Source organism: Achromobacter marplatensis (assembly GCF_049060505.1).
Lineage (GTDB): Bacteria > Pseudomonadota > Gammaproteobacteria > Burkholderiales > Burkholderiaceae_B > Achromobacter > Achromobacter marplatensis_A.
Genome location: NZ_JBMGRB010000005.1, coordinates 480,915 through 493,738, shown reverse-complemented (window position 1 = coordinate 493,738; position 12,824 = coordinate 480,915). Strand labels below are relative to the sequence as shown.

The 12,824-nt window shown below is 65.6% G+C and carries 12 protein-coding genes; 3 read left to right on the top strand and 9 right to left on the bottom strand.

Annotated elements, in window-relative coordinates; translation table 11 throughout:
* Nucleotides 1–11: 11 nt before the first annotated feature.
* The 9 genes from ACI0FO_RS15940 to ACI0FO_RS15900 all read right to left on the bottom strand — a co-directional run bounded on the left by ACI0FO_RS15940 (nt 12) and on the right by ACI0FO_RS15900 (nt 9,985).
* Nucleotides 12–1,064 (bottom strand): Ldh family oxidoreductase, encoded by a 1,053-nt coding sequence (locus ACI0FO_RS15940; protein ID WP_416028065.1) that lies wholly within the window; start codon nt 1,062–1,064, stop codon nt 12–14.
* A gap of 10 nt (nt 1,065–1,074) precedes the next feature.
* Nucleotides 1,075–2,595 carry a mannitol dehydrogenase family protein gene (locus ACI0FO_RS15935; protein ID WP_416028063.1) on the bottom strand — a complete coding sequence of 507 codons (1,521 nt, stop codon included), beginning with the start codon at nt 2,593–2,595 and terminating at the stop codon, nt 1,075–1,077.
* A gap of 142 nt (nt 2,596–2,737) precedes the next feature.
* Nucleotides 2,738–4,273, bottom strand: coding sequence for a UxaA family hydrolase (locus ACI0FO_RS15930; RefSeq protein WP_416028062.1), 1,536 nt, complete (start codon nt 4,271–4,273; stop codon nt 2,738–2,740).
* 40 nt (nt 4,274–4,313) lie between these two features.
* Nucleotides 4,314–5,180 (bottom strand): fumarylacetoacetate hydrolase family protein, encoded by an 867-nt coding sequence (locus ACI0FO_RS15925; RefSeq protein ID WP_416028060.1) that lies wholly within the window; start codon nt 5,178–5,180, stop codon nt 4,314–4,316.
* A gap of 33 nt (nt 5,181–5,213) precedes the next feature.
* On the bottom strand, nt 5,214–5,960 hold the full coding sequence (locus tag ACI0FO_RS15920) for an SDR family oxidoreductase (protein ID WP_416028058.1): 747 nt from the start codon (nt 5,958–5,960) through the stop codon (nt 5,214–5,216).
* 13 nt (nt 5,961–5,973) lie between these two features.
* Nucleotides 5,974–7,383: a TRAP transporter large permease gene (locus tag ACI0FO_RS15915; RefSeq protein WP_416028056.1), complete on the bottom strand. Its 1,410-nt coding sequence runs from the start codon at nt 7,381–7,383 to the stop codon at nt 5,974–5,976.
* A gap of 56 nt (nt 7,384–7,439) precedes the next feature.
* On the bottom strand, nt 7,440–8,084 hold the full coding sequence (locus ACI0FO_RS15910; protein ID WP_416028054.1) for a TRAP transporter small permease: 645 nt from the start codon (nt 8,082–8,084) through the stop codon (nt 7,440–7,442).
* A 61-nt stretch (nt 8,085–8,145) separates the two neighbouring features.
* The gene (locus tag ACI0FO_RS15905; protein WP_416028052.1) at nt 8,146–9,120 is read right to left on the bottom strand and encodes a sialic acid TRAP transporter substrate-binding protein SiaP; all 975 of its coding nucleotides are present in this window, start codon (nt 9,118–9,120) and stop codon (nt 8,146–8,148) included.
* A gap of 151 nt (nt 9,121–9,271) precedes the next feature.
* Nucleotides 9,272–9,985 carry a FadR/GntR family transcriptional regulator gene (locus ACI0FO_RS15900; protein ID WP_416028050.1) on the bottom strand — a complete coding sequence of 238 codons (714 nt, stop codon included), beginning with the start codon at nt 9,983–9,985 and terminating at the stop codon, nt 9,272–9,274.
* A gap of 171 nt (nt 9,986–10,156) precedes the next feature.
* Between ACI0FO_RS15900 and ACI0FO_RS15895 the strand changes: the two genes are divergently transcribed.
* From ACI0FO_RS15895 to pyrF, 3 genes are read left to right on the top strand one after another with little or no spacing between them, the layout of a single operon-like run.
* Nucleotides 10,157–10,555, top strand: a complete 399-nt coding sequence (locus ACI0FO_RS15895; RefSeq protein ID WP_105560360.1) for a diacylglycerol kinase — start codon at nt 10,157–10,159, stop codon at nt 10,553–10,555.
* Between the two features lie 48 nt (nt 10,556–10,603).
* Entirely contained in the window at nt 10,604–11,923 is a 1,320-nt protein-coding gene (locus tag ACI0FO_RS15890) for an NAD(P)/FAD-dependent oxidoreductase (protein WP_416028048.1), read from the top strand.
* Between the two features lie 7 nt (nt 11,924–11,930).
* On the top strand, nt 11,931–12,749 hold the full coding sequence (gene pyrF, locus ACI0FO_RS15885) for an orotidine-5'-phosphate decarboxylase (RefSeq protein ID WP_416028046.1): 819 nt from the start codon (nt 11,931–11,933) through the stop codon (nt 12,747–12,749).
* The last annotated feature ends 75 nt before the right edge of the window (nt 12,750–12,824 follow it).

The window sequence follows — 12,824 nt, the reverse complement described above, 5'->3', positions numbered from 1 at the left end:
AGCCCTGCCGGCTAGGCCCGTCGCGCGGGCAGCGCCACGCCTAGCCGCGCGCTCCAGTCCGCCATTTCATCCCACAGGGCCGGCGGAATGGGAATGCCCAGCTGCCGGCGCTGGGCGTGCGCGGCGGCCTCGGGGTCGCCCGGCATGCGCGGCCCGCCGGGCGCCTGGGCCAACTCCATCGCCATCCCGGCGACCACGCCCGCCAAGGCGGCGCCACCGGCGAACCGCAGGGGATCGATCACGATGAAGAATGCGCCCAGTTCGCGCGGGCGTTCCAGCGCGTCGTACATGGGTGAAATATGCGGCCCGAAGGGATTACCGTTGAGCGGCCCGCACAACAGCTCGATCGTCATCGCCAGGCCATAGCCCTTGTGGCCATAGTCCTCACCGCCCAAAGGCCGCAACGCGCGAGCCTGGGCGGCATCGGTGCAATCCTGCCCTTGCGCGTCCAGGGCCACTCCGGGCGGCAGCGTCACGCCGTCGCGCCGGGCGTTCATGACACGGTTCCAGGGAATGGCCGTGGTGGCCATGTCCAGGCACAGGGGTTCGCCGCCCGCGCGTGGGAACGCCATTGAAATGGGGTTGGTGCCAAAAAACGGCTGATAGCCGCCGTGCGGCGCGGCGATCGAATCGGAATGCGTGAATGCGATGCCGATCAGGCCCTGCACGGCGGCTGCGCGGCTATACAGGCCGATCGCGCCGCAGTGCGACGAGTCGCTGACGCCCACGGCGGCGATGCCCGCCTCGCGCGCCAGCTCGATCGCCAGCGCGTTGGCGCGATGCGCCACCACGATGCCCTGCCCTTGCCCGCCATGTAGCTGCGCCGTGCCCGGTCCCGTGCGTTCGATACGGATATCGGGCCGCGCCACGATGGAGCCGTGCGCCACCCGGTTCAAGTAATGCGGCAAGCGCCCGATGCCGTGGGAATCGATGCCCCACAAGCTTGTCCGTGCCAGGCTTTCGGCCAGGCACCGTGCGTCTTCATCGCTGAAGCCCTGGACGCGCAGGCAGTCCTGTCCCCAACGTTCCCATTCAACGGCGTCCACTCGGCATTGCGCATTCATGCAGCACTCCTCAGGTAGCGGCCTCCACGGCACGCATCACGCCGTGCAGGCGCAAGGTTTCCAGATGCGCGGCCAACGCCGAAACGAATTCGGATGCGCGGCCCAAGTCGCCAAACACGGGCTTGAATCCCGACAGCACCATGGCACGGCGATGCGCGGCCTGCGACGGCGCGGATGCGCGCGCGGCGACATCGGCGCGCGCCAGCAGCTTGGCCAGGCGCGCCGCCATCGGGTCCTGGATTCTGTAGCGGGCACCCGTTTCGTCTTCGCCGCGCAGGTAGTGCAGCCACGCCGCAACGGCAAGCGTCAGGCGCTGGATATCGTCGCCCGTCCGCAGGCGGTCCTGGATCGTGTCCAGAAGGCGCTGCGGAACCTTCTGCGAGCCGTCCATCGCCACTTGCGAAATCGGATGCGGCAGCGCCGGGTTAGCAACACGCGCCAGGAAGCGGCGGCGATATTCCTCCAGCCCGCTATCCGGCACGCCTTTCAGCGTGGGTCCGATCTCGTGCTGCATCATGGCATCGACGAAGTGACGCAGCGCGGGCGTCTGTACTGATTCGCTGATCGTCCGAAGGCCCAGCAGCGCGCCCAGATAGGCGAACGTGGAATGGGGGCCGTTCACCATGCGCAGCTTCAGCCGTTCGTAGGGCGCGGCATTGCGCACGAACGTCGCGCCGCCATGGCTTTCCCAAGCCGGCCTGCCCGCGGCGAATTTGTCTTCGATGACCCAGTTCATATAGGGTTCGCCCACCACGGGCCACGCATCTTGCACACCCAGGCGTTCGGCGATGCGTTGCCGGTCGTCATCGCCGGTGCCCGGCACGATGCGGTCAACCATCGAATTCGGGAAGGTGCAATGCGTGTCGATCCACTGGGTCAGCCCCACGTCCACGCGCAAGGCGAAAGCCAGCACCAGGCTGCGCAAGGTATCGCCGTTGCCGCGCAGGTTGTCGCAGGACAGCAGCGTGACAGGCGGCAGGCCGCGTTCGCGGCGCAGGGCCAGGCCGTACACCAGCATGCCTATCGTGCTGCGCGGGCGGTGCGGGTTTTCAAGATCGTGCAGGATGTCGGGATCGTCCCAGCGCAAATGGCCGGTGGCGGGCTCGTGGCTATAGCCCTTTTCCGTCACGGTCAGGCTGACGATTCGCGTTTGCGGATAGGCAATGCGTTCCAGGACCGCATTGGGGTCTTCGGCCGCCACCATCACCCGCAGCACCGAACCCACCACGCGCAATTGCTCGCGAGTCTTGCCTTCGGGTCCGCCGTCGCGCAAGGCCAGCGTATACAGCCCATCTTGGGGCGTCAGCGCATCGCGCGTGGCGGCACTGCGCAACGAGACGCCCAAAATGCCCCAACTGAGATCTCCGCTGGCCTGCATCGCCAGGTCCGTCATCACCGCCTGATGCGCGCGGTGAAAGGCGCCCATCCCCAGATGCACGATACCGGGGGTGAGGCGGCTGCGGTCATACATGGGTTTTTCCACGTCTGCGGGCAGGCGCGGCAACGACTCCGTATTCAAACGTTCAAGCATGGTTGAGCAGTGGCGTAAGGCGCCATGCACCTGTCGGATGACCGGCCAGTCGGCGCGCGGATGAGGATATCCGCTGACGCCGATTTCGTCGATATCGGCAGCGTGACCTATTGCAACGCCGGCGCCCGCCATGCCGCCGCCGCTACATCACCGCGCCCAGCGCCCATGGCACGAATTCGTTCTGGCCATAGCCATGAGTTTCGCTGCGCGTGCGCTGCCCCGATGCTGTCTGCAGCATCAGCTGGAAGATCCGTTCGCCCATCTGCGCCACGCTTTGCGCGCCGTCCACGACCTCGCCGCAATTGATGTCGATGTCGTCCGACTGGCGCTGCCACAGCGCCGTGTTGGTCGACAGTTTCAGGGACGGCGCGGGCGCGCAGCCGTAGGCGGAGCCCCGCCCCGTCGTGAAACAGATCAGGTTGGCGCCGCCCGCCACCTGGCCGGTAGCCGACACGGGGTCATAGCCCGGCGTGTCCATGAACACCAGCCCCCGCGTGCGCACGGTTTCCGCGTACTCGAATACGTCGGTCAAATTGGTGGTGCCGCTCTTGGCGATTGCGCCCAGCGACTTCTCCAGAATGGTGGTCAGGCCGCCCGCCTTGTTGCCCGCCGACGGGTTGTTGTCCATTTCAGCGTCGTTGCGGGCGCAGTAGTCTTCCCACCAGCGCACTCTGGCCAGCAGCTTGTCGGCCACGGCTGGCGTTTCGGCGCGGCGCGTCAGCAGGTGTTCGCCGCCATAGATCTCGGGCGTTTCGGACAGGATGGCGGTGCCGCCGTGGCGCACCAGCAGGTCCACCGCCGCGCCCAGCGCCGGGTTGGCGCTGATGCCCGAATAGCCGTCCGACCCGCCGCATTGCAGCCCCACGGTCAGGTGACTGGCCGGCACGGGCTGGCGCCGTATCTGATTGGCTTGCTCAAGCATCCGCTCCACCAGTTCGATGCCGCGCGCCACCGTCTTGCGCGTGCCACCGGTGTCCTGGATGTTGAAGGTGTGCAGCAGGCCGCTTTCGCGCAGGCCCTCCTGTTCCATCAGGCCGCCGATCTGGTTGGTTTCACAACCAAGCCCCACCATCATCAGCCCGCCGAAATTGGCATGGCGCGCATAGCCGCCCAGCGTGCGCCGAAGCACCCGCAGCGGTTCGCCTTCGCTGCCGGTGGCGCAACCCGCGCCGTGGGTCAGGGCCACCACGCCATCCACGTTCGGACAGGACGCCAGCGCTTCGGGATGGATGTCGCGGCGGAAATGGTCGGCGATGGCGCGCGCCACCGTGGCCGAACAGTTCACGCTGGTCAGAATGCCGATGTAGTTGCGCGTGGCGACGCGGCCGTCGGCGCGCACGATGCCGTCAAAGGTGGCGGGTTCCGCCACATAGTCCGTGGCGTGCGCGCCCTGTCCCACTGCGTAGTCGCGTTCGAACTCCGAGAACTCCAGGTTCTGCGTGTGCACGTGCTGGCCCGGCGCGATGTCCTGCCGCGCCACGCCGATGATCTGGTTGTAGCGGCGCACGGGCTGGCCCGCCGCGATAGCCTGCACGGCTATTTTGTGGCCGGGCGGAACCAGGCCCTGCACCGTCACCCCTTCGCTTTCCAGCCGCGTGCCGCTGACCAATTGGCGCCGGGCGATCACGACGTTGTCCGCCGGGTGGATGCGTATCACTGCCGTGTCGTTCTGAGACATGAGGACTCCGGAAAGTAAGGGGTGCGGGTTCGCCGGCCGGTCAGCCGTCGATCAGTGCCGGGTCCCAGGCATGCACCCGTTGGCGCTGTTCGCCCAGGCCAGCGATACCCAGCTTGATCTCGTCGCCCGCCTTCAGGTAGATGGGCGCGGGCTTCTGGCCCATGCCGACGCCCGGCGGCGTGCCGGTGCTGATCAGGTCGCCGGGATACAGCGTCATGAAGCGGCTGACGTAGGCCACCAACTGCGCCACGCCAAACACCATCGTGCGCGTGCTGCCGTTCTGATAGCGTTTGCCGTTCACTTCCAGCCACATTTCCAGGTCTTGCGGATGCGGGATCTCGTCGGCCGTGGCCAGCCAGGGGCCGATGGGGCCAAAGGTGTCGCAGCCCTTGCCCTTGTCCCACGTGCCGCCGCGTTCGATCTGGTATTCGCGTTCAGACACGTCGTTCACCACGCAGTAGCCCGCCACATGCTTCATGGCGTCGGCTTCGCTGACATAACGCGCCTTTTCACCGATCACCACGCCCAGCTCGACTTCCCAATCGGTCTTGACCGAATCCTGCGGCAGCACGACGGGATCGTTCGGGCCAACGACGGCCGACGTGGGCTTCATGAAGATGACCGGCTCGGCGGGCACCGGCAACCCGGATTCGGCGGCGTGGTCCGCGTAGTTCAGGCCGATACAGATGAACTTGCCCATGCCGCTCCAGGGCGGCGCCACGCGGCCGGGGTTGGCCACCAATGGCAGCGAGGACGGGTCCAGCGCGCGCAGTTCGGCAAGACGGGCCTGCCCCAACGTCTGCGCGGTAATGTCGGGCAACACGCCGGACAGGTCGCGCACCTTGCCCTGGGCATCGATCAGGCCGGGCTTTTCGGCGCCCTTGGCGCCATAGCGCATCAGTTTCATAGCAGCTTCCTTGTTGCAAACGGGTTTAAGGATTCAGTTGGACCAGCCGCCGTCGATCACCTGGGCGGTGCCGGTCGTGAAGGCGGATTCGTCGCTGGCAAGATACACCGCCAGCGCGGCGATTTCAGTGGTACGCCCGATACGGCCCATCGGCTGGCGCGCCGTGAACGCGGCCTCCACCGCCGCGATGGACTGGCCGCTGGCCTGCGCCTGCGCTTCGATCCGCTGCCGCAACGAGGGCGACTCCACCGTGCCCGGGCAGATGGCATTGCAACGGATGCCTTGGGCCACGAAGTCGGCCGCGACGGCCTTGGTCAGGCCGATCACCGCTGCCTTGGTCGCGCCATAGGCGCAGCGGTTGGGCGCCCCTTTGATGCTGCCCGCCACCGACGCCATATTGACGATGGACCCCGACCCGCGCGCCAGCATCCCCGGCAGGCAGGCGCGGATCAGCCGGTACATGGACCGCACGTTCAGGTTGAACGAAAAATCCCAGGCGTCTTCGTCGCAATCCAGGATGGTGCCGGCGTGCACGAAGCCCGCGCCGTTGAACAGCACGTCGAAGGGGCCCGCGCCTTGCGCCAGCGCCAGAATGGCGCGGCCATCCGTCACGTCCAGCACCTGGGTCCGGCAGCCAGACAAGGTCTGCAGCGCCTCTGCGTTGATGTCCACGGCCAGCACGTCGGCGCCTTCCCGCGCATACGCCTCGGCCACGGCGCGGCCGATACCCTGGCCCGCGGCCGTGACCAGGGCGGTCTTGCCTTGCAGTCTTCCCGACATGGATAAGCTCCTGTTATTTGCCGGCCATGCCCATCGCGGTAGGCAGCCACAGCGTGATCTGGGGGATGTAGGTGATGGCGATCAGCGCCGCGAACAGCGGCACCAGCCAGGGCAGGATGGCCATCGTGGTGCGCTCGACCGACAACCGCGCCACGCGCGCCAACACGAACAGCACCATGCCCATCGGTGGATGCAGCAGCCCGATCATCAGGTTCAGGGTCATGATCAGCCCGAAGTGGATCGGGTCGATGCCCAGTTTCAGCACGATGGGCAACAGGATCGGCACCAGGATCGTGATGGCGGCGATGGTGTCGATGAAGCAGCCGACGATCAGGATCAGCACGTTGGCCATCAGCAGGAATACCCATTTGTTCTGGGTCACGCTGAGAATGGCGTCGGTCAACGCCTGCGCCGCCTGCGTGGTGGTCAGCAACCACGCGAAGACGGAGGCCGCCGTCACGATGAACAACACCGACGCCGTCGTCTCGATGGTGTCGAACGAGGCCTTGGCCAAGGTCTTCAACGTCATCGAGCGATACCGCACCAAGCCCAGGAATAACGCCCAGATGACCGCGGCCACGGCCGCCTCGGTGGGGGTGAACCAGCCCAGGGTCATGCCCCCGATCAGGATCACGGGCGCCATCAGCGCCATGACGGCCGAGAAATTGAAGCGCCAATCCAGCGCCAGCAACGCAACGAATGCAATGCCCGTCGCCACGTTGGGCGACACGCCGGCCAGCGTCATCAGCCAGATCGACAGGGGGAACGACAGCACGATCAACACTTCCAGGCCCGCGCCGCCCAGCCGCTTCCAGTTGAAGGCCACGTCGCCGCCCCAGTTGTTGCGGCGGGCGTAGTAAGCCACGGTCAACATCATCAGTATCGTCAGCACCGCACCCGGCAGCAGGCCGGCCAGGAACAGCGAGCCGATCGACACGTTGGCCATCATGCCGTAGATCACGAACGGCAACGACGGCGGAATAATCGGGCCCAACGTCGCCGACGCGGCGGTGACGCCCACGGCGAATTCGGTCTCGTAGCCGTGGTCTTTCATGGCTTTGATCTCGATGGTGCCCAGGCCCGCGGCGTCCGCGATGGCGGTGCCGGACATGCCGGCAAACACCACCGACCCGATGATGTTTACCTGCCCCAGCCCGCCGCGCATCCAGCCCACCAGCGCCACCGCGAAGTTATAGATGCGGCCGGTGATGCCGGCGATGTTCATCAGATTGCCGGCCAGGATGAAAAACGGCACGGCGAGCAGCGGAAACGACTCCACGCCCGCGATCATGCGCTGCGCGACCACCACGTCCGGCACGCTGCCGGAGATCAGGACGAACAACAGCGACGCGCCCGCCATGGACACCGCCACCGGCAGGCCCAGGATCATCAACAGCAAAAAGGTTCCAATCAGTGTGCCCATGTCTTGCTCCTGGAAAGGCTCTGCGGATTCTTAAGCATTGCGACGCAGCGCGCCGTTCAATCCAGCGACTCGTAAGCCGCCGGATTCTCCAGGATCGAATAGCCCTGCCGCCAGTTCTGCACGGACACTTGCAACGACCGCAGGAACATCATGACGAAGCCCGCCAAGGCGACCCAATAAACATAGGATTTGTTCCAGAACAGCGTGGTCATGGGCTCGTCGCCGACCAGCACGATGTAGCGGTACGTCATCCATACGGCATAGCCGAAGAAGGCCGTGCGCAAGATATCGATCACGGTAGACAGCACGCGGCCTACCGGCTTTGGCAAATAGCGGTACAGGAAATCCACCTGGATGTGGCGGCAGGCGCGCACGCACATCGCGGCGCCCAGGAACACCACGCCGATCAGGCAATACACCGCCAGCTCTTCGGTCCACGCATAGGAATCGTTCAACACGTAGCGGGAAAAGAACTGCAGGAAGACCAACATCGCCATCGTCCAGAATATTCCCAGGCAGATCCAGTCTTCGGGCTGGTAGCCGGCAAGGCTGACTTCATGATGGTCGGCTTCTTCAAAGCTCTGGACAAGCTCGTCCACGGACGCCTGGTGCGGGCCCGGCTTCGACGAATCGTGGCCGGGCGCCGGGCCCGGGCCGTGGTTGACGGCCGCCATCGGCGCGGCCTTCGCGTTCAAGTGCATGGATGTCCCCTGGTCGTCATCGGGTATGGGGCGGCGGGCCGCAAGGGCCCGCCCGCGCGGCTTACTTCACCGCCTGGATTTTTTCCCAATCCGATTTCTGGTAGCCGTATTGCTCGAACGGCACCTTCTCCAGCACGGTCTTGCGGAAGTCATCGACATTGACTTCGGCCACGTTCAGCCCGCGCTTCTTGAACACCTCGACCATCTTCTTCTCGCTTTCGGCCACTTCGGACGATGCCTTTTCCGCCGCCTGCTGCGCCACTTCGGAGAAGATCTTCTTGTCCTCATCGGAGAGGCTCTTCCACAGCTTGCCCGAGATCACCGTATTCAAGTGATCGACGATGTGCCCCGTCAGGATGATGTTCTTCTGCACCTCGTAGAACTTCTTGGCTTCGATGGTGGTCAGCGGGTTTTCCTGCGCTTCCACCGTGCCATTCTGCAAGGCCAGGTACACCTCGGCGAACGCGATGGGCGCGGTGTTGGCGCCACAGGCGCGCGGCATCGCCAGGTAGGCGGCCACGTCCGGCACGCGGATCTTCATGCCCTTCATTTCCGCGCACTTGGTGAAGGCGCGGTTGGACGTCGTCTGGCGCGTGCCGTAATAGGTGGTGGCGACGATGTGGTTGCCGCTTTTCTCGTCGTAGCCCCGCGTCAGCTCTTTGTAGATATCGCTCTTGGTGTAGGCGATCAAGTGCTCGGGATTGCGGAAGATGTAGGGGTAGTACGTGACGCCGATGCGGGGAAAGCTCTTGGCGGCGAAGCTGGACCCGGAAATGATCATGTCCACGGTGCCCAGGGTCAGCCCCTGGTTGATGTCGTTTTCCTTGCCCAACTGAGAGGCGGGATAGACATCGATGTGATAACGGCCGTTGGTGCGTTTCTCGATTTCCTGCGCCGCCCACACCGACGAGGTATGGAACGGTTCGGACGTCTCGTACACATGCGCCCATTTCAGCTTGGTTTGCGCCAGCGCGCTGCCACTGACGGCAAGCAGCGCGGCGGCAAACAGCACTTTGATAGCGTTGCCTCGATTCATGATGTCTCCTCTCTTTGAGGTAGCGAGTCCGGCGAATGTCGTTACGCGCTCGGCCCGCTTTATGTTTCACATGGGAATTTCACATACAGGTTGCACCTTGGTACAGCGACTACGGCTTCCCCTGCGGCGTCTAGACGCCGCAGGTTCTTTGCTATTCGGCTCTCAGCGCGTCGGCGGCCGCCGGCCAACTGGCCGTCAAACGGTCAAACGAGCAGGAAAGATGGTGATGCATCGCCGCGCGCGCGGCGGCCTCGTCACCGGCCGCGATGGCAGTGATGACGCGGCGGTGTTCGGTGATGGCCACGGCCCAGCTGTCCGGGTTTTCGAAGTAGTCGCCCAGCTTCACGGACAAAGGGTTGTGCCGTTCGTCGAAGAGTTCACCCACCACGCGCACCAGAACGGCGTTGCCGGCCATTTCGGCCACGCGCAGGTGAAACAACCGGTCGCCACGGATGGGCACGCTGCCCGCCTGGGCCTCGTCTTCCATCGCGCCCATCGCTTCCAGCAGGCCGTCGACCAGCGCGGGCACGGGGTTGCGCGCCGCCTGCGCGGCGAGTTCGCCTTCGATCGTCCAGCGCGCGCGGATGGTTTCAAGGGGGCTTTCGGCGGTCAGGCTGGCGCGCGGCGCGCCGGCCAGGCTTTGCACATACACGCCCGACCCCATGCGCACCTCCACCCAGCCTTCGACCTCCAGCGCGATCAGCGCTTCCCGCACCGACGGGCGGGACACCCCTAGCTTCAACGCCAGGTCGCGCTCGGGCGGCAGCCGGGCGCCCACCGGAAATTCCCCGGCCTCGATCAGCAACCGGAGCTGGTCGGCGATCTGGCGGTACAAGCGGCGGGGCTCGATAGTCTGGATCGGCATGGGATCAGGGGGAGGCAACAGCGAAAAGGTAAAGTGGCCTTACCAATTGACCAGAATCCTGCGCCTGCCTTCGTTCCGTCACAATTAGGGTTTGCCCATAGCCCCACGCCGCACCACGCGGGCAACCCTTATCTGTTAAAAAGCCGCCACACCCGGCAATCTTCCGCATCCATGACCTACGACCCGCAACACTCGCCCTTTAAAAGCACTGGCGGCTTGCGCCGCATCCTGAATGCGCTGCGCTACTCCTGGCAGGGGCTGAAAGCGGCCGTCAAATACGAGGCCGCCTTCCGCCAGGAACTGGCGCTGGCGGTGTTGATGATCCCGGCGGCGTTCTTCCTGGGCCGGACCACGGTCGAGGTCTTTTTCCTGGTCGGCACCGTGATCATGGTGCTGGCGGCCGAATTGCTGAACTCCGCCATCGAGGCGCTGGCCGACGCGCTGTCCGTGGAACGTCATCCCTTGCTGGGGCGGGCCAAGGACCTGGGCAGCGCGGCGGTGATGCTGCTGCTGCTCTTCGCGGGCGCGGTCTGGATCGGCGTGGCCATCAGCCGTTTCGTCATGCATTGACACGGCCGGCGTCCCACGAGGGCCGCGCCTGTCTTTATACTGGGAGCCATGATGCCTAAATCGACGTCAGCCCCCACTCAACGCATCGTCATCGTCGGCGGCGGTGCCGGCGGCCTGGAATTGGCCGCCAAGTTGGGCCGGATTCATGGCCGACAACACATCACGCTGGTCGACAGCCGCCCCTTCCATATCTGGAAGCCATCGCTGCATGAAGCGGCCGCCGGCACGCTCGACATCCATCAGGAAGGCCTGTCCTACCTGATGCTGGCCCACATGAACGGCTTTTCGTTCGCGCAGGGCCGCTTGCTGAGCGTGGACCGCGAGCGCCGCCAGATCGCGGTGGACGCCGTCAACGACGCGCAAGGCCAAGAGGTCCTGCCCCGCCGCGAGCTGGCCTACGACACGTTGGTGCTGGCCCTGGGCAGCACCTCCAATTTCTTCAATACGCCCGGCGCGGCCGACCACGCCGTGACGCTGGACACCACCGAAAACGCCGAACAGTTCCGCCTGACCATGCTGAAGGCCATGGCGCAAGTGGACCTGGCGAAGGTACGCAACCCGTCGGCCCGGCTGGATCTGGTTATCGTGGGCGGCGGCGCCACCGGCGTCGAATTGGCCGTGGAACTCACCGAGGCCAGCCACGTGGTCAGCGCCTACGGTCTGCCGAACTTCCGCGCCGAACGCGACCTGGCCATCACGCTGGTCGAAGGCGCGCCGCGCATCCTGTCCGCCTTGCCCGAAAAAATCTCGGAAGCCGCCACTAACCGGTTGAAAGAACTGGGCATTGGCGTGGAAACCTCCTGCCGCGTGTCGGAAGTGACGGACAGCAGCGTCAAGACCGCCGACGGGCGCGAATTCCCTGCCCAGCTGTGCATGTGGGCGGCCGGCATCAAGGGCCCGGCCCTGTTGGCCGACCTGGGCCTGCCGCTGAACAAGCTGGGCCAGCTGGAATTGAACGAACGCATGGAAACGGCGGATCCGCACATCCTGGCGCTGGGCGACTGCTGCTCGGTTCCCTGGCGCGACGGACGCACCGTGCCCGCCCGCGCCCAGGCCGCCCACCAGCAGGCCGATTACCTGGCCAAGAAGCTGACGGCTCGGCTGCGCGGCTCGGCCGAGCCCGCCGGCCCCTACGTCTATCAGGACCACGGTTCGCTGGTGTCGCTGGGCCAGGACGCCGGCGTCGGCAGCCTGATGGGCAAGCTGGCCGGACGGGGTCTGTTCGTAAGCGGTACACTGGCGCGCTTGATGTACATGAGCCTGCACCTGATGCACCACAAAGCAGTGCTCGGCATTTCTCGCACCGCCTCCCTGGCCCTGGCCCGCCTGCTTATGCGGCGCACGCGCCCCCGGGTCAAACTGCACTGAACTCCCCATGAATTTCCTGCAAAAACTCGAACACGCCTGGACCACCAGCAACTCGCTTCTGCAAGTTGGGCTGGATCCCGACCCGCAACGCTTCCCGCGCGAATTGCAGGACAAACCGGACGCCATCTTCCAGTTCTGCCGCGACATCGTCGACGCCACCGCGCCCTACGCCTGCAGCTTCAAGCCGCAGATTGCGTACTTCGCCGCGCATCGCGCCGAAGACCAGCTGGAAGCCCTGTGCCAGCACATCCGTGACAAGCATCCCGACCTGCCCATCGTGCTGGACGCCAAGCGCGGCGACATCGGTTCCACCGCTGAAAACTACGCGCGCGAAGCCTACGAGCGCTATCAGGCGCACGCCCTGACCGTCAGCCCCTACATGGGGCTGGACTCGGTCGAGCCCTATCTGGCCTGGCGCGACCGCGGCGTGATCGTGCTGTGCCGCACGTCGAACCCCGGCGGTTCCGACCTGCAATTCCTGAAAATGGATAACGGCGAACCGCTGTACCTGCACGTCGCAGGGCTGGTGGCCGACAAATGGAACGCCAATGGCCAGTGCGGCCTGGTGGTGGGCGCCACGTTCCCGAACGAACTGGCCGCCGTCCGCCAACGCATCGGCGACGCGCTGCCCCTGCTGGTGCCCGGCATCGGCGCCCAGGGCGGCGACATCACCGCCACCGTGAACGCGGGCGCGAACGCCGCCCGCAACGGCATGATGATCAACTCTTCGCGCGCCATCATCTACGCCAGCGGCGGCGACGACTGGCGCGAGGCCGCCGGCCGCGCGGCCATGGGCCTGCGCGACGCGATCAACGCGGTGCGTTGATCCTGGGATGTGGCCGGGCGGCCTTTTTGCCGCCGGGCCGCCCCAAGGCAAAAAAGCCCCCTAGGGGGCAGCAAA

What these genes read in the sequence shown, in the direction of transcription:
- ACI0FO_RS15905 (WP_416028052.1), bottom strand. Translation starts at nt 9,120, where the DNA reads ATGAATCGAGGCAACGCTATCAAAGTGCTGTTTGCCGCCGCGCTGCTT.
- ACI0FO_RS15925 (WP_416028060.1), bottom strand. Translation starts at nt 5,180, where the DNA reads ATGAAACTGATGCGCTATGGCGCCAAGGGCGCCGAAAAGCCCGGCCTG.
- ACI0FO_RS15935 (WP_416028063.1), bottom strand. Translation starts at nt 2,595, where the DNA reads ATGCTTGAACGTTTGAATACGGAGTCGTTGCCGCGCCTGCCCGCAGAC.
- ACI0FO_RS15910 (WP_416028054.1), bottom strand. Translation starts at nt 8,084, where the DNA reads ATGCACTTGAACGCGAAGGCCGCGCCGATGGCGGCCGTCAACCACGGC.
- ACI0FO_RS15895 (WP_105560360.1), top strand. Translation starts at nt 10,157, where the DNA reads ATGACCTACGACCCGCAACACTCGCCCTTTAAAAGCACTGGCGGCTTG.
- ACI0FO_RS15890 (WP_416028048.1), top strand. Translation starts at nt 10,604, where the DNA reads ATGATGCCTAAATCGACGTCAGCCCCCACTCAACGCATCGTCATCGTC.
- pyrF (WP_416028046.1), top strand. Translation starts at nt 11,931, where the DNA reads ATGAATTTCCTGCAAAAACTCGAACACGCCTGGACCACCAGCAACTCG.
- ACI0FO_RS15920 (WP_416028058.1), bottom strand. Translation starts at nt 5,960, where the DNA reads ATGTCGGGAAGACTGCAAGGCAAGACCGCCCTGGTCACGGCCGCGGGC.
- ACI0FO_RS15900 (WP_416028050.1), bottom strand. Translation starts at nt 9,985, where the DNA reads ATGCCGATCCAGACTATCGAGCCCCGCCGCTTGTACCGCCAGATCGCC.
- ACI0FO_RS15930 (WP_416028062.1), bottom strand. Translation starts at nt 4,273, where the DNA reads ATGTCTCAGAACGACACGGCAGTGATACGCATCCACCCGGCGGACAAC.
- ACI0FO_RS15940 (WP_416028065.1), bottom strand. Translation starts at nt 1,064, where the DNA reads ATGAATGCGCAATGCCGAGTGGACGCCGTTGAATGGGAACGTTGGGGA.
- ACI0FO_RS15915 (WP_416028056.1), bottom strand. Translation starts at nt 7,383, where the DNA reads ATGGGCACACTGATTGGAACCTTTTTGCTGTTGATGATCCTGGGCCTG.